We start from the raw sequence: 20370 nt of genomic DNA, 5'->3' as shown, positions 1-20370 counted from the left end.
CCTCGCGAAGCTCGAGGTCATAGACACCCGTGGCCTCGAAGACGACCAGCACGTTGCATCGCCAACGCGCCGCGATCTGTGTGATGGCCTGCGGCGCGTTGGCGATGCGCTCCGGCACGCCTAAACCGTCATCGAAGATATCGAGGTGTTGTTTGGAGACGTCGATTCCGACGCAACGAGCGGGTATGATCACGGTGCCTGTCCCTGTGATGCGAGGTCTGTTGGCGCAGCCTCGTGCAACTGTTCAGGTTGGTAATGGAACGGGCGGGAGACCGAGCCGGCTCACGGCGTCAAGCGCCAAGGACCCAACGGCTTCCCGCCCAACCCCATCCTGACAGACTTCCAAGACACAGGGACCCATAACCACAGGGAGGAATTTGACGAAGATTCGGAGTTACCTTTCAGCCCTACAACGACTCCCTGTGGTTATGGGTCCCCGCTTTCGCGGGGACGACGGCGGAGATCGAGGCTGCGCTTAGCCTCCATCGAGCAGTGTGCGGGCACACCGGAATCGGTTATCCTCCCCCCATGGACAGCCCCGCCCGCAACATCGCCCTCGTGCCGCCGCCGGATCGCCGCCAATCGGAAACAGCGCTCGCGGTCGCGCGCGGCACCGCGCGGCTGCTGCGTTCGCTCGGCTTTACCTGCATCAGCGAATTGCCGCTGCCCTCGGGCCGGCGCGCCGATCTGGTGGCGCTGAACGAGCGTGGCGAGATCTGGATCGTCGAGATCAAATCGTCGGTGGAGGATCTGCGCGCCGATCAGAAATGGCACGAGTACCGCGCCCATTGCGACCGGCTGTTCTTCGCCTTCACGCAGGACCTGCCGTGCGAGATCTTTCCGGAAGGCACTGGCCTGATCATCGCGGATGCCTATGGCGCGCACCTGCATTGCGAAGCGCCCGAGCACAAGCTCGCTGCCGCCACGCGCAAGCAGATGACGGTGCGGTTTGGAATGGCGGCGGCGCTTCGGATCAATCGCCTGGTTGATCCGCAGGGCCACGCGGAATTTTGGGAGTAGCGGCGCCGGAGCATAGGTGCCGTAGGGTGGGCAAAGCGCAGCGTGCCCACCATTCAAGCCAATCAAGTTCGATGCAGAGATGGTGGGCACGGCGCTTCGCGCCTTTGCCCACCCTACGAGACCGCTACCTCGGCGCGCGCTTGGCCAAAATGCGCTGCAACGTCCTGCGGTGCATGTTGAGCCGCCGCGCCGTCTCCGAGACGTTGCGGTTGCACATCTCGTAGATGCGCTGGATGTGCTCCCAGCGCACGCGGTCGGCCGACATCGGGTTGGTCGGCAGCTCGGATTTCTCCGCGCTGGTCGACAGCAGCGCCGCGACGACGTCGTCGGCATCCGCCGGCTTGGAGAGATAATCGATCGCGCCCATCTTCACCGCGGTGACGGCGGTGGCGATGTTGCCATAGCCGGTCAGCACGATCGCGCGCGCATCCGGGCGCTTCTTCTTCAGCGCCGAAACCACGTCGAGGCCGTTGCCGTCGCCGAGCCGCAGGTCGACCACGGCGAATGCCGGCGCTGCCTTGCCGATCTGCGCAAGACCATCCGAGACGGTGTCGCATGACGTCACCGCAAAGCCGCGCGTTTCCATGGCGCGCGACAACCGCTCCAGGAACGGCTTGTCGTCCTCCACGATGAGCAGCGAGCGGTCAGTCTGTTCGTTCAGTTCGGCGATGGCGTTCAAGGTTTTGTCCTCTCTCCAACGCGACCACATATGGCCTCGCAATCGGGCGGTGCCAAGGCCGCCGATAGTCGATCGGCCCTGTTGTGCGACGCAAGGTCGCGGCCTATCCTATTGTTTCTTCGAGGCTCTCGATAGCCTCAAAACGCTGTCGCGGCCATGTGATCTGCACCACCGCGCCGTGTTCCGGAAAGATCCGGTTGGTAAACAAGACCTTGGCGCCGGTGCGTTCCAGCAAGGTGCGCGCGATGAACACGCCCAATCCGAGACCGCGTTGCTCACCGCCGCCGTCATCCGTATTTCGCCGCCGCGACAGATAGGGCTCGCCGATCCGGTTCAGGATATCGGGCGGAATGCCGGGGCCGTCGTCGGAGATCAGAAGCTCGATCGTGTCCTTGTTCCACCACGCGTTCACCTCGACGGTGGTATGGGCGAAATCGACCGCGTTCTCGACGATGTTGCCGACGCCGTAGAGGATCGCCGGATTGCGCGAGCCGACCGGCTCGGACACGGCGGCGACCGCGATCCGCACCTTGATCTCGACGCCGAAATCGCGGTGCGGGGCCACCACCTCCTCGATCAGTTCCGACAGCTTCATGCGATCGAACGGCGCGCCGGTCGAGGAGAGCTGGGTGATCTTGCTCAATATGTCGCGGCAGCGCTGGGTCTGCTCGCGCAGCGTCTTCAGGTCGGCGGCAAAGTTGGCGTCCTTCACCGTCTTTTCCAGCTCGCGCGAGATCAGGAAGATCGTCGCGAGCGGCGTGCCGAGCTCGTGCGCGGCCGCAGCGGCGAGCCCGTCGAGCTGAGTCAGATGCTGCTCGCGCGTCAGCACCAGCTCGGTCGCCGCCAGCGCGTCCGCAAGTTTGCGCGCCTCCTCGGTCACCTGGAACGAGTAGAGGCTGGTGACGCCGATCGCGAGCACGATCGAGAGCCAGACGCCGACGAGATAGATCGGCGGCAGCACTAGGGGATCATCGGAATCCCACGGCAGCGGCAAATGGAAGAAGAACAGCACCGAGGCGCAGGCTACCGCAAGCACGCCGAGGCCGAACGTGAAGCGCGCCGGCAGCGCCGTGGCCGAGATCAGCACCGGCGCCAAGAACAGGAACGAGAACGGGTTCTGCAGTCCGCCGGTGAAGTACAACAGACCGGCCAGTTCCACGATGTTCAGCGCGAGCAGTCCGGCCGCCTGCATCGGCTCCAGCCGCTGCATTGGATTGGCCGCGGTCTGGAGCGCCAGATTCAGTGCTGCCGACAAGGCGATGATGCTGACGCAGGGGACGATCTCGACGTTGAATTCCAACCCCTGCGCCACGATGAAGATCGCCGCGAGCTGGCCCAGCACCGCCAGCCAGCGCAGCCGCAGGATCGTGTCCAGGCGGATATGCCGCTGCGCGTGGCGAAAGTCGGAAGCAGCAATTTCAGTCATATCGGCCAATGGGGGTGCCTTCCAGATCACAAACGCTGGGCTCGCGGAACCACCGGATTACAAGCCTTGCGCTATCCGCTGCAATAGCAGAAGAACGACCAGCATGACCGAGAATGACAAGGCTTCAAGTCGGCCGACTGTCGCGGAGCGCAGCTCGTCCGCGGCGATCGCGGTCGAACACCTCGTCAAAATCTACAAGCAGACCCGCGCGGTCGACGACATCTCCTTTTCGCTGCCGCGCGGCACCATCACCGGACTTCTGGGCGGCAACGGCGCCGGCAAGACCACGACCATCGCGATGATCATGGGCCTGGTGCTGCCGACCTCCGGCCGCGTGCAGGTGCTCGGTCACAGGATGCCCGAGGAGAGCGCTTCCGTACTGGGGCGGATGAATTTCGAGAGCCCCTATGTCGACATGCCGATGCGGCTCACGGTGCGGCAGAATCTCACCGTGTTCGGCAAGCTCTATGCGGTGAAGAACCTCGCCGGCCGCGTCGCCGAACTCGCGGATGATCTCGATCTCACCGAATTCATCGACCGCGCCAACGGCAAGCTGTCGGCCGGGCAGAAGACCCGGGTCGCGCTCGCCAAAGCGCTGATCAACCGGCCCGAGCTGCTGCTGCTGGACGAGCCGACCGCCTCGCTCGATCCGGATACCGCCGACTGGGTGCGGGCGCATCTGGAGCGTTATCGCAAGGACAACAACGCCACCATCCTCCTGGCCTCGCACAACATGCTCGAGGTCGAGCGGCTCTGCGACCGTGTCATCATCATGAAGCGCGGTCGCATCGAGGACGACGACACGCCGGAGGCGATCATGGCGCGCTACAATCGCACCACGCTGGAGGAGGTGTTTCTGGACGTCGCGCGCGGCCGGGTGAACGGTGCGAAGGAGGCGGCAAGGTGAGGAGGCTCTCTCGTCTCGATCGCACCCTGTATAGATTACCGTCATTCCGGGGCGCGCGGAGCGCGAGCCCGGAATCCATAACCACAGGCGGCGGGTGTAGGGCGAGGCTGGTAACTCCGAGTCTGCGCCAAATCCAATCCTGTGGTTATGGATCCTCAGATGCGCTATTGCGCATCATAGCTCGCGACTATGTCGCGCCCCGGGATGACAGCTACGCGGTGCGGCCATGACCGACATCACCATCCACCGCGGCATCTCCCCGCATCGCATTGGTGCGATGATCCTGCGCTACTGGTACCTCCTGCTGTCGTCCTGGCCGCGGCTGCTCGAACTGCTGTACTGGCCGGCGCTGCAGGTCATCACCTGGGGCTTCATCCAGTATTACATCGCCGAGAATTCCAATTTCTTCGCGCGCGCCGGCGGCACGCTGATCGGCGCCGTCATCCTCTGGGACATCCTGTTCCGCGGGCAGCTCGGCTTCTCCATCTCGTTCCTGGAGGAGATGTGGGCGCGCAACATCGGCAACCTCATGATGAGCCCCTTGAGGCCGATCGAGTTTCTGCTGTCGCTGATGGTCATGAGCCTGATCCGGCTTGCGATCGGGATCATTCCGATGACCTTGCTCGCGCTGTTCATGTTTCATTTCAATGTCTATGCCCTGGGCCTGCCGCTGATCGCATTCTTCTGCAATCTGATCTTCACGAGCTGGTCGGTCGGCATCTTCGTGTCGGGTCTCGTGCTGCGAAACGGGCTCGGCGCCGAGAGCATCGTCTGGACCCTGATGTTCGCGATCCTGCCGCTTGCCTGCGTCTACTATCCCGTCAGCGTGTTGCCGGTCTGGCTGCAATACGTCGCTTGGTCGTTGCCGCCGACCTATGCCTTCGAGGGGATGCGCGCGCTGCTGATCGAAAACACCTTCCGCGCCGACCTGATGCTGGAGGCGCTGGCCATCAACGCCGTCCTTCTGGTTGCATCTTTTGCATCATTCCTTGCCCTTTTGCGCAGCGCCAAACGGCACGGCTCGCTGCTGTCGGGCGGTGAATAACGTCACTTTCCCGTGGATTCAGGCTGGTTTAGCCGCTTCGGCTCCGTAGATGTACGGAACCATGCATTGACGCAATATTGCGCATTCGGCAGTATGCTGCGATGCGAAGAGGGATATAGCGATGCCTATTGGTGAGTTCGGCGGCGCACCGCCCCTGGCTGCAGAAGGCAGTCCGGTCCTGACGACGCCGATGTACTGGATGTACGAGATGGCGCACGCCTCTCTCAATCCGGCACGTGCGGTCACTGACGCGACCAAGCTGCTGTTCCAGAATCCTCTCAATCCCTGGGCGCGCACCGAGGTCGGCAAGTCGGTTGCCGCCGCCTGCGAATTGTTTGAGCGCACCACGCGCCGCTACGGCAAGCCGGAATGGGGCCTCGACGACACCGAGGTCAACGGCATCCGCGTCCCCGTCGAGGTCCGCTCGGTCTGGGAAAAGCCGTTCTGCCGGCTGCTCTACTTCGATCGCAAGTTCGCTCGTCCGCTGCGCAGCCCGCAGCCGCGCGTGCTGATCGTGGCGCCGATGTCCGGGCATTATGCGACGCTGCTCCGCGGCACGGTCGAGGCCTTCCTGCCCGCACATGAGGTCTACATCACCGATTGGGCCGATGCCCGCATGGTGCCGCTCAGCGATGGCCGCTTCGATCTCGACGATTACATCGACTACGTCATCGAGATGCTGCACGTCCTCGGCGGCAACACCCATGTGATGGCGGTGTGCCAGCCCTCCGTGCCGGTGGTCGCCGCCGTCTCGATCATGGAAGCGCGGCGCGATCCCTTCGTGCCGACCTCGATGACGCTGATGGGCGGCCCGATCGACACCCGTCGCAATCCGACGGCGGTGAACAATCTCGCCCAGGAGCGCGGCATCGACTGGTTCCGCAACCACGTCATCACCAAGGTGCCGTTCCCGCATCCCGGCATGATGCGCGACGTCTATCCGGGATTCCTGCAGCTCAACGGCTTCATCAGCATGAATCTCGACCGCCACATGGACGCTCATAAGCAGCTCTTTGCCCATCTGGTGAAGGGCGACGGCGACCTCGTCGACAAGCATCGCGAGTTCTATGACGAATATCTCGCGGTGATGGACCTCTCCGCCGAGTATTACCTGCAGACGGTCGACACCGTGTTCGTGAAGCACTCGCTGCCGAAGGGCGAGATGACCCATCGCGGAACACGCGTGGATCCCTCCAAGGTCACGCGCGTGGCGTTGATGACGGTCGAAGGCGAGAACGACGACATCTCGGGTCTCGGTCAGACTGAAGCAACGCACGCATTGTGCAGCTCGATCCCCGATCATCGCCGCGTTCATTACGTCCAGAAGGGCGTTGGACATTACGGCGTGTTCAACGGCTCGCGCTTCAAGTCGGAAATCGTTCCGCGAATCCATGACTTCATGGTCTCAGCTGCGAATCCGAGCTCATTGCAGGCTCTCGCGGCCGAATAACCTTCGTTTTCGGCTTTCCCGTCGAAAATTCAGGCCCCGCCGGAGGCTCCGGCGGGGCCTGGTTCCCTCCAGATTCGCGGTATTTAGGTAGCTTTATAGGAGTGAGTCATCCCTCACCTCTTGGGGGTGCCGCATGCGTCCAGCGGGGGCGAAAAAAGCCGGTTCCAACCCCAGTCTGTAGGGTCTCCCGGACGTCAGACCGCTGTATATTGGGCAAATGATTTGTTTTTGCGCCGAGCGCTTTCCCTGGCGGCGGTTATGGCAGAATCCGGGCGCCCTCCTGCCCCCCGGACTGACAGACATGGCCACTCGCGCTCTCCTCTATCGGCGGCCCCACGAACCGAAGACCCTCGTTATCACCCACGGATCGCAGTTTTTTGCCATCCGATTGCGCCGGCATCGCCGGGCGCGCCGCTACACGCTGAGAATTCACCCCAGCGATCGCGAAGCCATCCTCACCATGCCGCCGCGCGGCACGCTGGCCGAAGCAAAAGACTTCGCGCAGCGCCACGGTGCGTGGATCGCGGCGCGCCTCGGTCGCTTGCCGAAGGCCGCGCCGTTCCAGCCAGGCACGGTGATACCGCTCCGCGGCACATCGCATCGCATCGTTCATCGCGCCGGCACGCGCGGCACGGTGTGGACCGAGACGCGCGATAGCGGCGAACGCATTCTCTGCGTCGCCGGCGGGCTCGAGCATGTCGATCGCCGCGTCAGCGACTTCCTCAAGCGCGAGGCGCGCCGCGACCTGCAGCGTTCGGCGGAGGCTTACGCCGTCGAGCTCGGCGTCAGGGTCAAGCGCCTCTCGATCCGCGATCAGTCCAGCCGCTGGGGTTCCTGCACCTCGGCCGGCTCGCTGTCCTTCTCCTGGCGCCTGATCCTCGCACCGCCCTTCGTGCTCGACTACCTCGCCGCGCACGAGGTCGCCCATCTCGTCGAGATGAACCACTCGGCCCGGTTCTGGCGCGTGTGCGGAAAAGTCTGCCCCTCGATGGAGCGCGCCAAGAAGTGGCTCGATACCCACGGCAACGATCTGCACCGGTACGGGGTCGAGGATTAATCCTCCCAGCTAGCCAGGCAAACGCTGTCGTCGCCCGGCTTGCCGTCTTCGCTAATGCTTCGCCGGCCGAGCACCACTGTGGGCCCGGCGTAGCCTTGCGGAGACGGGACCGGGCGACCCAGTACGCCGCGGCAGTCGTTATGAATCTCGATGTTAGGCAGGACTTGCCGAAGCGATGCCGCTGATTTCCAGGCGCGTGCTTCAGCCGTCTGGGCTGCCTCCGCAAGCCGTTGATTTCGTTATCTTCGGCTACTGTGCATGGGGTTGTTTTCGCAGTTTTTGTTTTGAGGTCATGGAGACCTCAGCCCGAGCCTATCGGTTTCCGCCGAACAGCCGGTCCATCAGCCAGCCGTCGAGCCCCGCCGCCGCTTCCGGCCGCGCATTGGCGCGTGTCGGCGGTGGGCGATAGCCGCCATTGCTTGCGGGTGCCGGCCCGGGCGCTGCCACCGTCGGCGCCGATACCTGCGAAGCCGCCTGCGCGAGGTTCGACAGGCCCCAGCCACCTTGTGTGCTCGGCAATGCTGCCACCGGCACACCCTCATGCGCCGCCTTCATGAAGCGCGACCACACTTCCACCGGCAGGCCGCCGCCGGTCGCCTTCTTGGTCGGCGAGTTGTCGTCATTGCCGAGCCAGACGCCGGTGACGAGGCTCGCGGTGTAGCCGATGAACCAGGCGTCGCGGTAATCCTGGCTGGTGCCGGTCTTGCCGGCCGCGGGCCAGCCGGGGATCTCGGCCTTCTTGGCGGTGCCTGATATCAGCGTCTCCCGCATCATCGCGTTCATCATGCCGACATAGCGGGGGTCGATGACCTGATTGCGCTCCTCAGGCTGGCGCATGTAGAGCAGCTTGCCGCCCAGCGTCTTGATCCGCGTGACGACATGCGGCGCCACCGCGAGACCGCCATTGGCAAAGGGGGCGTAGGCGCCGACCAGCTCGACCACCGAGACTTCGGAGGTGCCGAGCGCGATTGAGGCGTTGGGCTCGAGCTTGGAGGAGATGCCGAGCCGGTGCGCGGTACGCACCACGTTCTTCGGCCCGACCTCGAGGCCGAGGCGAATAGCGACGGTGTTGAGCGACATCGCCAGCGCCTGCGTCAGCGTCACCGCGCCGAAATATTCATGGGTGTAGTTCTCGGGTCGCCAGCCCTTGACCTCGATCGGAGCGTCCTGGCGCATCGTATCAGGCGTCAGGCCCTGCTCGAGCGCGGTCAGATAGACGAACGGCTTGAACGAGGAGCCCGGCTGGCGTTTCGCCGTCACCGCGCGGTTGTACTGGCTCTCGGAATAGTTCCGCCCGCCCACCATGGCGCGCACCGCGCCATCGGGCGTCATGGCCACCAGCGCACCCTGGCTGACATTGAACTTCACGCTCTTGGCCGCGAGCTCGTCGATGATAGCGGCTTCCGCCACGCTCTGCAGCTTCGGATCGATCGTGGTCTCGACCTTGATGCTCTCGTCGATCTGGCCGACCAGATCGTCCAGCACCTCGCCGATCCAGTCGGCAACGTAATTGACCGTGCCGGCGCCGACCGGCTTCACATTGTAGGAGGGATGGCCGATCGAGGCCTGCGCCTGCGCATCCGTGATGAACTTCGCGTCCGCCATCGCCGCAAGCACGATTTGCGCGCGCGCCTCGGCGCCTTCGGGGTTGCGGTTCGGCGCAAGGCGCGAGGGCGATTTGACGAGACCGGCCAGCATCGCGGCCTCGGCGACCGTGACGTTCTTCGCCGACTTGCCGAAATATTTCTGCGCGGCAGCTTCGACGCCATAGGCGCCCGAGCCGAAATAGACGCGGTTGAGATAGAGCTCCAGGATCTCGTTCTTGGAGTGCTTGCGCTCCAGCCAGATCGCGAGCTCCACCTCCTGCAGCTTGCGCTGCATGGTGCGCTCCTGGGTCAGGAACAGGTTCTTGGCGAGCTGCTGCGTCAACGTCGAGCCGCCCTGCGAGACGCCGCGATGCATGACGTTGGTGACGAGGGCGCGCAGGATGCCGATCGGGTCGATGCCGAAATGCGAATAGAAGCGGCGGTCCTCGATGGCGATGAAGGCCTTCGGCAGATACGGCGGCAAATCCTTCAGCGAGACATTGGCGCCTGCCATCTCGCCGCGTTGCGCCAGCATGCTGCCGTCGATGCCGACGATCTGGATCGTCGGCGGGCGCTTGGGGATCTCCAGCGACTGGATCGGCGGCAGATGGGCGCCGACATAGATCACGACGCCGATCACGGCGATCGCGCCCCACAGGCCGAGCACCGCGCCCCAATAGACCAGGCGGCCGATGCTGGCGCCAATACGTGACTTCGACCGGCGCTTGGCACCGCTGCGGCTGGCTTGCGCTTTCCGCTCGCGCGGCGGCTCGTCACCGGAATCCTCGCTCTTGCGCTTGGCAGATGATTTCGTTGATTTCTTCGGCTTGTCGTCGCCGCCGGGGATGCGATCCGCCGCGGTCAGGCGCAGATCGGCGAGCGCCGCGGGCAAGCCGAACAGCGGCTCCTTCCGCCCACCCTTTTTCTTTCCCCACGCCATACGCAAAAACGCCCGGTCAGCCCGCCCCGCCGCACGCTAGCGGTCGCTGTTTAAGGCCCGGTTACCCAGACCTTAACGCGCGATTAGGAGGTGCGGCATTCGCCCGCCGCAGTTCCGCTGATTGGACGACGGAGCTAGGATCGCCGGCACAAAACACGAGGAAACACGCAGAGGAAACACACATGGGCCATATCGATCCGACCAAGGAGATTTTTGCGCAATTCCGGGAGAACGACCGTCCCGGGCCGATCCACATGCTCAATCTGGTGCGCCTGCGCAAGGAGGCGGCCTATCCGGACGGCCGCAAGGCAAGCGGCGCCGAAGCCTACGCGGCCTATGGCCGCGAGAGCGGCCCGGTGTTCGAGCGCCTCGGCGGCCGCATCGTCTGGCAGGGCAAGTTCGAGCTGATGCTGATCGGTCCGCAGGACGAGCGCTGGGACCATTGCTTCATCGCCGAATATCCTGATGTCGGAGCCTTCGTCGAGATGATCCGCGATCCCGTCTACCGCGAGGCGGTCAAGCATCGCCAGGCTGCTGTGGAGGACTCGCGGCTGATCCGGCACGCCGTGCTGCCGATCGGGAAGAATTTTGGAGAGATACCTTCCTAGTCCGTGGGTGGGTAAAGCACCGGGGTGCGCGAATGCGCATCCCGGGGCGTGCCCACGACTTTCGTCGCGATTGTGGAGAGATGGTGGGCACGGCGCTCGCGCGCCTTTGCCCACCCTACGAAGTTGCGTGTGCAGCTAACCCGCCGGACCCGCATCCTCCAGGATCGGGCCGAACAGCTCCCAGCGCTCGCCGTTGAACTTCATCATCTGAAGCTGCTTGTTGACGCGGTAGTCGGTCGCCGAGGTGTTGGCCTTGATGCCGGGCAGCGCGATGTCGCCGATGAAGTCCTTCAGCGACGCGGCCTGCTTCATGACGTTCTCGCGCGTCAGGTTGTCGCCGCACTGCTTCAGCACGTGCACCAGCAGCTGGGCGGTGCCGTAGCCATAGGTGTTGAAGCTCGAATCCTTGTCGCCGTCAGGATAGTACTTCGCCATGAAGTCGAAATATTTCTTCATGCCGGCATCGTCCTTCCAGGCCGGATCGAGCGGATCCTTGCCGTAGTTGACGCTGATCACGCCCTTGGACGCCTCGAGGCCCGCCGGCTTCATCACCGCGCCGACCGAGGTGGCGTTGATGTCGACGATCTGCACCGGATGCCAGCCCATCTCCGCGATCTTCTTGATCGCCTGCGCGGCCTGCTTCGGCGTGGTCGCGCTGAAGAACAGATCGGCGCCGGCATCCTTGATCTTGAGAATCTGCGAGTCGATGGTCGGATCGGATACCTCGTAGGACGCTTCCGTCACGATCATCTTGCCTGCCTTGTCGCCAAGGCCGGCCTTGATGCCGTTCAGATAGTCCTTGCCGAGATCGTCGTTCTGATAAAGCACGCCGATCTTAGCGTTCGGATGCTCCTTCAGGACGTACTGGCCGTAGATGCGGCCCTCGACGAAATAGTTCGGGTTGTAGCCCATGGTCCACGGGAAGTTCTTCGGATCGGTGAACTTCGAGGCGCCGGTGGCGGCGAACAGCTGCGGCACCTTCTTGGAGTTGAGATATTTCTGCACGGCTGCGTTCGACGGCGTGCCGACGATCTGGAAGGTCAGCAGCACCTCGTCGCTCTCGACGAGCTTGCGCACCTGCTCCACCGCCTTTGGCGGCGAATAGGCGTCGTCATATTGAATCAGGTTGATCTTGCGGCCGTTGATGCCGCCCTGGTCGTTGATCATCTTGAAATAGGCGGCCTGCGTCTTGCCGATCGTGGCATAGGCCGATGCCGGCCCCGAGAACGGCACAGTCTGTCCGACCTTGATCTCGGTGTCGCTGGCGCCCGGATCATATTTCTTCTGGGCATTGGCCGCTGAAATCGACAGCGCCAGAGCAAGCGCCGTGGCCAGATGCAGCTTTCCATTCCTCATTCGCAATTCCCTCAGTCTGTTTTTGCCGATGATCTGCCGGCCGCACGGTGCGTCCGATGCCATCGCTGAGGGCGAGTGTGGAGGAACGATTGTTGCGACGCAAGGTGGGCGTTCGTAGGGTGGGTTAGCCTTGCGGGCTGCGCGAAGCGCAGTCCGCCAGGCGTAACCCACCCAACGAGATCGGAACTAGCCCGACGGTCCCGTGTCCTCGATGATCGGTCCGAACAGCTCCCAGCGTTCGCCGTTGAACTTCATCATCTGCATCTGCTTGTTGACGCGGAAGTCGTTCGGGCCAGTGTTGATCTTGATGCCGGGCAGCGCGAAGCTCGGCGTGAAGTCCTTGATGTTGGCGACCTGCTTCATGATGTTTTCACGCGTCAGGTCGTCGCCGCATTGCTTCAGGACCTGCACCAGCAGCTCCGCCACCGAATAGGCGTAGGTGTTGACGGTGTTGAGCTTGTCGCCTTCCGGGAAATACTTGTCCATGAAGGCGAAGAAGGCCTTCACGCCGGGATCGTCCTTCCACTGGGGATCGCTGGGCTCCTTGCCATATTGGGTCGAGATGATGCCCTTGGAGATGTCGAGGCCGGCCGGCTTCAGCGTCGCCGAGATCGGGCTCGCATTGATGTCGAGGATGTGCACCGGCGTCCAGCCGAGGTCGGCGAGCTTCTTGATCGCCTGGGCCGCGAATTTCGGCGTCGAGGCATCGAAGAACACGTCGACGCCCATCGACTTCAGCTTGACCACCTGGGAATCGACCGTCGGGTCGGTGACCTCGTAGGAGACCTCGCCGACGATCATCTTGGCAGCCTTGTCGCCGAGGCCGCTCTTGAGGCCCGCGAGATAGTCGCGGCCCATGTCGTCGTTCTGGTAGAGCACGCCGATCTTGGCGTTCGGATGCTCCTTGAGAATGTATTTGGCGTAGATGCGTCCCTCGGACACGTAGTTGGGATTGTAGGCGATGGTCCAGGGATAATTCTGCGGATCGTTGAAGCGGGCCGCGCCGGTCGAGGCCAGCAACTGCGGCACCTTCTTGCCGTTGAGATATTTTTGCACGGCGGCATTGGCCGCGGTGCCGATGAGCTGGAAGGTGAACAGCACCTCGTCGCCCTCGACGAGCTTGCGCACCTGCTCCACCGTCTTCGGCGGCGAATAGGCGTCGTCATACTGGATCAGATTGATCTTGCGGCCGTTGATGCCGCCCTGATCGTTGATCATCTTGAAGTAGGCGGCCTGGGTCTTGCCGATATTGGCGTAGACGGAGTAGGCGCCGGAGAACGGCACGGTCTGGCCGATCTTGATCTCGGTGTCGGTCGCCCCGGTGTCGTATTTCTTCTGGGCGAAGGCTTGGCTTACGAAGGCTTGGTTCGCGGAGAACGCGAAGGCGAGCGCTGTCGTGGCAGCTAAGAAGGCTCTGCGATTGGTCATGTTGGTTGTTCCTCCTGACGGAATTTTCGGCCGATGGTCTTTTCCCGTTGATTGCAACGGTTGCCATCGCTGCCGAAGATTGTGGAGGAAGCTTCGCCGCCGCGCAAGGATCGCGGCGCTGCGCCGTAGCGTCTCAGGCCAGGGAGTCCTAGGTCGGGCGTCTCAGGCCAGGAACAACGCGACCAGCGCGAGCGCCGCCGGCAGCGCCTGCACCATCAGGATTCGGCTGCTGACGGTCGCGGCGCCATAGGCGCCGGCCACGATCACACAAAGCAGGAAGAACGCCTTGATCTGGAATGCGAAGGCCGGGTTGCCGTGGACGAGCCCCCAGATCAGGCCCGCGGAGAGGAAGCCGTTATAGAGGCCCTGATTGGCGGCCAGCACCTTCGTGATCTCGGCCTTCTCCGGCGTGTTGCGAAACACCTTCAGGCCCTGCGGCTTGTCCCAGAGGAACATCTCCAGGATCAGGAAAAAGACGTGCAGTGCGGCGACCAGCGCCACCAGGATATTGGCGATCAGGATCAAGTTGAGCTCCCCCAGCGTCAGCTTTCGGGTGGACGATAGCACGGCCGGCATGGCAAGTGCGATGGCATGTTTCGATGCAATGGTGCCACCATGCCCGGGCGATCAACCAAACCGTCTGCAAGCTTCGGCCTCGATCGCCTGACGACGCCGATCGGGATTGCTTTGCTCGTCACCGATGCCGAGGGGGCGCTACGCGCACTGGACTGGGAAGACTATGAGCATCGCATGCGCGAGCTCTTGCGCTTGCACTACGGTGCGGTCGATCTCAGTGACCGGCCTGCGCCTGCATCCATGCGGACGGCGCTGTCGGGTTACTTCGAAGGCGATCTCGGTCAGCTCTCGGCCATCGCATGGCGTATCGCCGGCACGCCGTTCCAGCAGAAGGTCTGGAACGCGCTGGCTCACATCCCCGCCGGCATCACGATGAGCTACGGCGCGCTGGCCGCAAAGATCGACTTGCCAAAAGCCATTCGTGCCGTCGGTCATGCCAACGGCTCCAATCCGATCAGCGTGGTGCTGCCCTGCCACCGCTTGATCGGCGCGGACGGCTCGCTGGTGAAATATGGCGGCGGGCTCGAGCGCAAGCGCTGGCTGTTGCGGCATGAGGGGGTGGAGGTCTGAGAGTCCGGTTGAGAATGTGTCGAGCGAACCGCGCCCATGGCCGCCCCTGCCTCATGGACGCTGCCTGACGTAACGAAACCGTCAGACTTTCGACGTCATCACTTTCTGAACTATTTTCCAGGTCCCGTTCACCTTCAAGCATGACAGCAGGTCTGTGAAGGAGCGCGGCGGAATGCGCAATTTGACTTTCAGAAGCGCGAGCTCGCTTTCAACGTCTATGGATAGGATCTGATCTTCGCGCTCGAAGCCCTGTTGCTTCGGAGCCTTCGTGTTGCGGACCACTGCCAGCCAGGACGCAATCGGCGTCACGCCCAATTTGCCGTCCTCGGCGACCTTCGTCACGGAACTCGAGGGGTGAAATATGGATGCAAATTTCTCAGCATCCATTTCATAGGCAGCATCGAAATAGGTCTGTGCAAGCGAGCGCAAGGCGGAAACGTCCGTATCCATTGTCATCCTCAAGGCTCTTGTACCGGACTCATTCATGCGGTCCGGCCAGCTGTGCCGAGCGTCGGTCCGCTCCCCGCGCAGAAGCAGTGCAGGTCGTCTCCCGTGCTCGCGCAAAAACCTACGGCAAGGTGACTTATGAGACTAGGCGTCTTGAATGGCATGGGCTCATGAGCGATATTCATGATGATGACAGACGAAATGAACGACCTCGCCGCGTTTGCAATCGTGGCCCGCGAACGAAGCTTTACACGCGCCGCGATAAAGCTGGGTGTGTCGCAGTCTGCCTTGAGCCACACGATCCGGAGGCTTGAGCAACGGCTCGAGCTGAAGCTGCTTGCTCGAACGACCAAGAGCGTTGCGCCGACCGCTGCGGGAGCGGCTCTCCTGGAAGATCTGTCTCCGGCACTTGAGCAAATTCGTCATGCCCTCGACAAAGCCCAAAGCATTCGGCGCCGGCCCGAAGGTCGCCTTCGAATTGTCATGTCGCGATCGGCTGCGGTGATGGTACTGTTACCGCGGCTCAGAGCTTTCGCTGAGGCCTACCCCGACATCGTTCTGGACGTCGTCACCGTCACTGGCCCAGTGGACCTCGTTGCAGGCGAGTTCGATGCCGGTATTCAGCTTGGCGAGTACATTCAAAAGGACATGATCGCGGTTCGCGTCACGCCCGAACTGCGATTGGCGGTCATAGGATCGCCACGCTATTTCGCTTCACGACGCATCCCCGAAAAGCCGAGGGATCTGAGCGATCATCGGTGCATGACCCTGCGTCTTGCAGGTGGTCCATATCGGTGGGAGTTTGAGCAAGGACGAAAGTCGGTCACGATCAACGTGAATGGCCCGCTCATCATTGACGACACTCACCTGGTGATTCAGGCGGCGCTCGCCGGCGTTGGTATCGGCCTAGCCTATGAAGAGCAGGTCGCCGAACATATTGCGAAGCGCCGTCTTATTCGGGTGCTGGAGGATTGGACGCCGCCAATTCCCGGCTTCTTCATGTATTATCCCAGCCGTCAGCATCAACCAGCCGCGCTGTCTGCGCTCGTGAACGCGCTACGACACTCTGGACAAAAGTCGGCGCGAAGATAGTTAGGGGGCAGGGCCCATTAGCCGCGAGCGCGGAGTGACGAAGGAAAGTCACGCCGCCGGCTGGACCGCCTTGTCGCCGGCCATCACATGGGTCAGCGCGCTCTTGATCGCGGCCTGGCGGGTCGGCGCGCTGATCTGCGCACCCAGGAGGTCGGTAACGTAGAACACGTCGCGGGCGCGCTCGCCGAAGGTCGCGACGTGGGCTGACGCAATATTGAGGTTGAGCTTCGAAATCGCGGTGGTCAGCTCGTAGAGCAGGCCGGGCCGGTCGAGGCCGGAGACCTCGATCACGGTGTAGCGGTCGGACCATTGGTTGTTGATGGTCACTTCCGGCTCGATCACGAAGGGCCGTGCCTTGCTGCGCACGGTGCGCCGCGCCACCACTTCGGGCAGGCGCAGCTTGCCTTCGAGCACGTCCTCGATCATCTCGCCGATGCGCGTGGCGCGCCGTCCCTCGTCCTCGTCGCGGTCGTATTCGCGCGAGATCGAGATGGTGTCGAGCGCGCGCCCGTCGGTCGTGGTGTAGATCTGGGCATCGACGATGTTGGCGCCGGCCGAGGCGCAGGCGCCGGCGATGATCGACAGCAGCCAGGGATGGTCGGCTGCGAAGATCGTCAGCTCGGTGACGCCGCGCACCTCGTCGAAACCGACATTGATCGCGAGCTTGTGGCCGGCCTGTTCGCTCGAGCGGACGAAGCGGGCGTGGCGGATTTTTCGCGGCAGCTCGACCTTGAGCCAGTAGGCCGGATAGTGCCGGCCGATATAGGCATCGAGCTCCTCCGCCGGCCATTCGGCGAAGGCATTTCGGAATTCGGCGTAAGCGGCGGTGAGGCGCTTGCCGCGGTCGACTTCCGAGAAGCCGCCGGTCAGCACCGGCTCGGTCTCGTAGTACAGCGAGCGCAAGAGTTGCGCCTTCCAGCCGTTCCAAACCCCGGGACCGACGCCGCGGATGTCGGCGGTGGTCAGGATCGTCAGCAGCTTCATCTGCTCGACCGACTGCACCACGGCGGCGAAATTCTCGATGGTCTTGCGATCCGAGAGGTCGCGTGACTGCGCGACCGTGGACATCGTCAGATGCTCCTCGATCAGCCAGGCGATGAGCTCGGTGTCGGCCGGGCTGAACCCTAGCCGCGGGCACAGCCGCCGCGCCACCTTGGCGCCGGCGATCGAGTGATCCTCCGGCCGGCCCTTGGCGACGTCGTGCAGCAGTGTTGCGATGTAGATCACCGACCGGTGCTCAGGCCGGGATTTGCGCATCAGATCGCTGGCGAGGGTGAACTCCTCGATGCCGCCGCGCTCGATGTCCTGGAGGAAACCGATGCAGCGGATCAGATGCTCATCGACGGTGTAGTGATGATACATGTTGAACTGCATCATCGAGACGATCTTGCCGAAGGCGCGGATGAACTGGCCCAGCACGCCGGTCTCGTTCATCCGCCGCAGCACGATCTCGGCGTTGTCGGAGGTCAGGATCTCCATGAACAGCCGGTTGGCCTCGGGATTCTCGCGCATCTGCGCGTTGATCAGGCCGAGCGACCGCGTCACGTCGCGCATCGCATCCGGATGGAAGGCGAGGTTGTTCTTCTGCGCCAGGCGGAAGATGCGGATCAGATTAACCGGGTCGTGCTTGAACACGTCGGGCGCGGCGACGTTGATGCGGTTGTTGTCGACGATGAAGTCGTCGCTGTCGGGGACGCGCCGCTTCGCCGCGGTCGGCCGCAGCCGCGCCATCATCCGGCTCAAGACCGGCGCGGGCTTGGCCTGCTGGTCCTCGAGCTTGGCGCAGAGGATGGCAGTGAGGTTGCCGACTTCCTTGGCGACCAGGAAGTAGTGCTTCATAAAGCGCTCGACGTCCTGCATGCCGGGATGCGAGGTGTAGCCGAGCCGCACCGCGATCTCGCGCTGGAGGTCGAAGGAGAGACGCTCTTCGGCGCGGCCGGAGTAGAAGTGCAGATTGCAACGCACCGACCAGAGGAAATCGGCGCAGCGGCGGAAGCTGCGGTATTCCTGCGCATCGAACACGCCGCGCTCGACCAGCTCGCCGGTGTCGCGGACGCGGTAGACGTATTTGGCGATCCAGAACAGCGTGTGCAGGTCGCGCAAGGCGCCCTTGCCGTCCTTGACGTTGGGCTCGACCAGATAGCGCGACTGGCCGCCGCGGCGGTGCCGCTCTTCGCGCTCGGCGAGCTTGGCTGTGACGAATTCGGACGCGGTGCCCTGCACGACCTCCTTGTCGAAGCGCGCGACCAGCTCCTCATAGAGCGGCTTGTCGCCGGTGAGGAAGCGCGTCTCCAGGATCGCGGTGCGGATGGTCATGTCGCCGCGCGCCTGCCGGATCGACTCGTCCACCGATCGCGTGGCGTGGCCGACCTTCAGCCCCATGTCCCAGAGGCAATAGAGGATCGCTTCGGCGACCTGCTCGCCCCAGGCGGTCTGCTTGTAGGGCAGGATGAACAACAGGTCGATGTCGGATTCGGGCGCCATCAGGCCGCGGCCGTAGCCGCCGGTCGCGACCACCGCCATGCGCTCGGCACCGCTCGGGATCGGCGAGCGGTAGAGATGGCGGGTCGCCGCCGAATACAGGATGCGGATGATCTCGTCCTGCACGTGGCAGAGCCGCTCGGCGCAGCGCCGGCCGTGGCGGTCCTTAAGAAGGATTTCCTGTGCCGCGGCGCGTGCCGCGATCAGCTCGGCCTTGAGCAATTGCGCCATGGCGGTGCGGAACGCGTCCTCGCGTCCCTGGTGCTTTTCGGCAAGCGCATCGACCGCGGCGGTGATCCGCGCAGTGTCGAAACGATCGTCCACCTCGGCCTTGTGCTCAGTCGCGACGCTGTCCATGTCTCACCGGATATAAGAGGTGACAGGCGCTGTCACCCGCCATTCTCTGGCAATAGTCGTTCCATGCTGGAAAGGCTCGGCTTTGGGCAAATCTGTTCTCGGCCGGCGCGCTTTTGAGGGGCGGATTTTCTCGTTGACCTCTAGATATAACTCATTGAAAAACAATGAAGTTTTGGAGGAGGCTGGGCATGCCCGGAATTACACGACGCATTCTGCTGGCGGGGGCGGTTGCGCTCGCCGTGACCCCCGCGGCCAAGGCGGCCGATCCGCTCAAGGAAATCCGCATCGACTGGGCGACTTACAATCCGGTGTCGATGGTTCTGAAGCAGAAGGGGCTCCTGGAGAAGGAGTTCGCCAAGGACGGCATCACCGTCACCTGGGTGCAGTCGGCCGGCTCCAACAAGGCGCTCGAATTCCTCAACGCCGGCTCGATCGATTTCGGCTCGACCGCGGGTTCGGCGGCGCTGGTCGCCCGCATCAACGGTAACCCGATCAAGTCGATCTATGTCTATTCGCGCCCTGAGTGGACGGCGCTGGTGACATCGAAGGATTCCAAGATTGCCGGCGTCGCCGACCTCAAGGGCAAGCGCGTCGCGGTGACGCGCGGCACCGATCCGCACATCTTCCTAGTGCGCGCGCTGTTAGGGGCGGGCCTTACCGAAAAGGACATCACCCCGGTGCTGCTCCAGCACGCCGACGGCAAGTCCGCGCTGATCCGCGGCGACGTCGACGCCTGGGCCGGCCTCGATCCAATGATGGCGCAGGCCGAGGTCGAGGAGGGCGCAAAGCTGTTCTACCGCAAGGCCGACGCCAACACCTGGGGCATCCTCAATGTGCGCGAGCAGTTTTTGAAGGACCATCCCGACGCTGCCCGCCGCCTCCTCGCGGTGTATGAGGAGGCGCGCAAATATTCGCTGGCCAATTACGACGAGCTGAAGAAGACCTTCATCGCGGTCACAAAACTCCCCGAGGCCGTCGTCGACAAGCAGCTCAAGGAGCGCACCGAGCTCACCCACAGCCGCATCGGCGCGCCGCAGCGCGAGTCGATCCTCGCCGCCGGCCTCGCGCTGCAACAGGCCGGTGTCGTCGATGCCAAGGTCGACGTGAAGGCGACGCTGGATGCTCTGATCGACGACCAGGTCCCGCTGCCGACGAATTGATCTCTCTCTTACCCTCCCCTGGAGGGGGAGGGTCGATCGCGCGCAGCGCGAGCGGGGTGGGGTGATCTCTCCGCTCGGGCACCGTCTGTCGCGGAGAGACTGTCACCCCGCCCCGTCTCATATTTCGCTGCGCTCAATATGAGCCGACCCTCCCCCTCCACGGGAGGGTAAGAGGCTCCTTGCAA

General features: G+C 63.4%; 17 protein-coding genes and 1 pseudogene. 9 read left to right on the top strand and 9 right to left on the bottom strand.

The genetic code is table 11. The features are described from left to right. Window positions 1-193 (bottom strand): annotated as a pseudogene (locus tag GA0061098_RS28655) (IS110 family transposase); the annotation flags it as partial. A gap of 335 nt (window positions 194-528) precedes the next feature. Between GA0061098_RS28655 and GA0061098_RS28650 the strand changes: the two are divergent. Next, the gene (locus GA0061098_RS28650) at window positions 529-1020 is read left to right on the top strand and encodes an MmcB family DNA repair protein (RefSeq protein ID WP_091964556.1); all 492 of its coding nucleotides are present in this window, start codon (window positions 529-531) and stop codon (window positions 1018-1020) included. 124 nt (window positions 1021-1144) lie between these two features. Here GA0061098_RS28650 and GA0061098_RS28645 read toward each other — a convergent pair whose 3' ends face one another. Both GA0061098_RS28645 and GA0061098_RS28640 read right to left on the bottom strand, forming a co-directional pair. Beyond that, window positions 1145-1699: an ActR/PrrA/RegA family redox response regulator transcription factor gene (locus GA0061098_RS28645; RefSeq protein WP_008141807.1), complete on the bottom strand. Its 555-nt coding sequence runs from the start codon at window positions 1697-1699 to the stop codon at window positions 1145-1147. A gap of 103 nt (window positions 1700-1802) precedes the next feature. After that, the gene (locus GA0061098_RS28640; protein WP_091964552.1) at window positions 1803-3125 is read right to left on the bottom strand and encodes an ActS/PrrB/RegB family redox-sensitive histidine kinase; all 1323 of its coding nucleotides are present in this window, start codon (window positions 3123-3125) and stop codon (window positions 1803-1805) included. Between the two features lie 103 nt (window positions 3126-3228). On the opposite strand from GA0061098_RS28640, the gene GA0061098_RS28635 reads away from it, so the two are divergent. From GA0061098_RS28635 to GA0061098_RS28620, 4 genes are all read left to right on the top strand, one after another. Further along, the gene (locus GA0061098_RS28635) at window positions 3229-4032 is read left to right on the top strand and encodes an ABC transporter ATP-binding protein (RefSeq protein WP_091964550.1); all 804 of its coding nucleotides are present in this window, start codon (window positions 3229-3231) and stop codon (window positions 4030-4032) included. A 226-nt stretch (window positions 4033-4258) separates the two neighbouring features. After that, on the top strand, window positions 4259-5077 hold the full coding sequence (locus GA0061098_RS28630) for an ABC transporter permease (protein WP_091964548.1): 819 nt from the start codon (window positions 4259-4261) through the stop codon (window positions 5075-5077). Window positions 5078-5198: 121 nt separating this feature from the next. Further along, a complete protein-coding gene (locus tag GA0061098_RS28625) occupies window positions 5199-6527 on the top strand; it encodes a polyhydroxyalkanoate depolymerase (protein ID WP_091964546.1) in 1329 nt (442 codons plus the stop codon). Between the two features lie 217 nt (window positions 6528-6744). Next, the gene (locus GA0061098_RS28620) at window positions 6745-7584 is read left to right on the top strand and encodes a M48 family metallopeptidase (protein ID WP_091964544.1); all 840 of its coding nucleotides are present in this window, start codon (window positions 6745-6747) and stop codon (window positions 7582-7584) included. Window positions 7585-7896: 312 nt separating this feature from the next. On the opposite strand, the gene GA0061098_RS28615 is transcribed toward GA0061098_RS28620, so the two are convergent. Next, entirely contained in the window at window positions 7897-10110 is a 2214-nt protein-coding gene (locus tag GA0061098_RS28615; protein WP_091964542.1) for a transglycosylase domain-containing protein, read from the bottom strand. A gap of 182 nt (window positions 10111-10292) precedes the next feature. Here GA0061098_RS28615 and GA0061098_RS28610 point away from each other — a divergent pair, with 182 nt between their 5' ends. Then, on the top strand, window positions 10293-10718 hold the full coding sequence (locus GA0061098_RS28610; protein ID WP_091964540.1) for a DUF1330 domain-containing protein: 426 nt from the start codon (window positions 10293-10295) through the stop codon (window positions 10716-10718). 135 nt (window positions 10719-10853) lie between these two features. On the opposite strand, the gene GA0061098_RS28605 is transcribed toward GA0061098_RS28610, so the two are convergent. From GA0061098_RS28605 to GA0061098_RS28595, 3 genes are all read right to left on the bottom strand, one after another. Then, on the bottom strand, window positions 10854-12074 hold the full coding sequence (locus GA0061098_RS28605; protein WP_165637666.1) for an ABC transporter substrate-binding protein: 1221 nt from the start codon (window positions 12072-12074) through the stop codon (window positions 10854-10856). A gap of 186 nt (window positions 12075-12260) precedes the next feature. Then, complete coding sequence (locus GA0061098_RS28600) at window positions 12261-13502, bottom strand: ABC transporter substrate-binding protein (protein ID WP_091964536.1); 1242 nt, start codon at window positions 13500-13502, stop codon at window positions 12261-12263. Window positions 13503-13664: 162 nt separating this feature from the next. After that, window positions 13665-14078: a DUF1304 domain-containing protein gene (locus tag GA0061098_RS28595; protein ID WP_208610691.1), complete on the bottom strand. Its 414-nt coding sequence runs from the start codon at window positions 14076-14078 to the stop codon at window positions 13665-13667. 39 nt (window positions 14079-14117) lie between these two features. Between GA0061098_RS28595 and GA0061098_RS28590 the strand changes: the two genes are divergently transcribed. Next, entirely contained in the window at window positions 14118-14648 is a 531-nt protein-coding gene (locus tag GA0061098_RS28590; protein WP_091964534.1) for a methylated-DNA--[protein]-cysteine S-methyltransferase, read from the top strand. An 81-nt stretch (window positions 14649-14729) separates the two neighbouring features. Here GA0061098_RS28590 and GA0061098_RS28585 read toward each other — a convergent pair whose 3' ends face one another. Then, window positions 14730-15098 carry a nuclear transport factor 2 family protein gene (locus GA0061098_RS28585; protein ID WP_245323670.1) on the bottom strand — a complete coding sequence of 123 codons (369 nt, stop codon included), beginning with the start codon at window positions 15096-15098 and terminating at the stop codon, window positions 14730-14732. A gap of 183 nt (window positions 15099-15281) precedes the next feature. Between GA0061098_RS28585 and GA0061098_RS28580 the strand changes: the two genes are divergently transcribed. After that, on the top strand, window positions 15282-16187 hold the full coding sequence (locus GA0061098_RS28580) for a LysR family transcriptional regulator (RefSeq protein ID WP_430649280.1): 906 nt from the start codon (window positions 15282-15284) through the stop codon (window positions 16185-16187). Window positions 16188-16235: 48 nt separating this feature from the next. Here GA0061098_RS28580 and GA0061098_RS28575 read toward each other — a convergent pair whose 3' ends face one another. Beyond that, a complete protein-coding gene (locus GA0061098_RS28575; protein ID WP_091964527.1) occupies window positions 16236-19025 on the bottom strand; it encodes a [protein-PII] uridylyltransferase in 2790 nt (929 codons plus the stop codon). Between the two features lie 188 nt (window positions 19026-19213). Between GA0061098_RS28575 and GA0061098_RS28570 the strand changes: the two genes are divergently transcribed. Further along, on the top strand, window positions 19214-20185 hold the full coding sequence (locus GA0061098_RS28570) for an aliphatic sulfonate ABC transporter substrate-binding protein (protein WP_165637665.1): 972 nt from the start codon (window positions 19214-19216) through the stop codon (window positions 20183-20185). Window positions 20186-20370: the final 185 nt, after the last annotated feature.

It is taken from the genome of Bradyrhizobium shewense (assembly GCF_900094605.1).
Classification (GTDB): domain Bacteria; phylum Pseudomonadota; class Alphaproteobacteria; order Rhizobiales; family Xanthobacteraceae; genus Bradyrhizobium; species Bradyrhizobium shewense.
The sequence above is the reverse complement of the archived record's forward strand: the minus strand, read 5'-3'. Positions and strand labels throughout refer to the sequence as shown.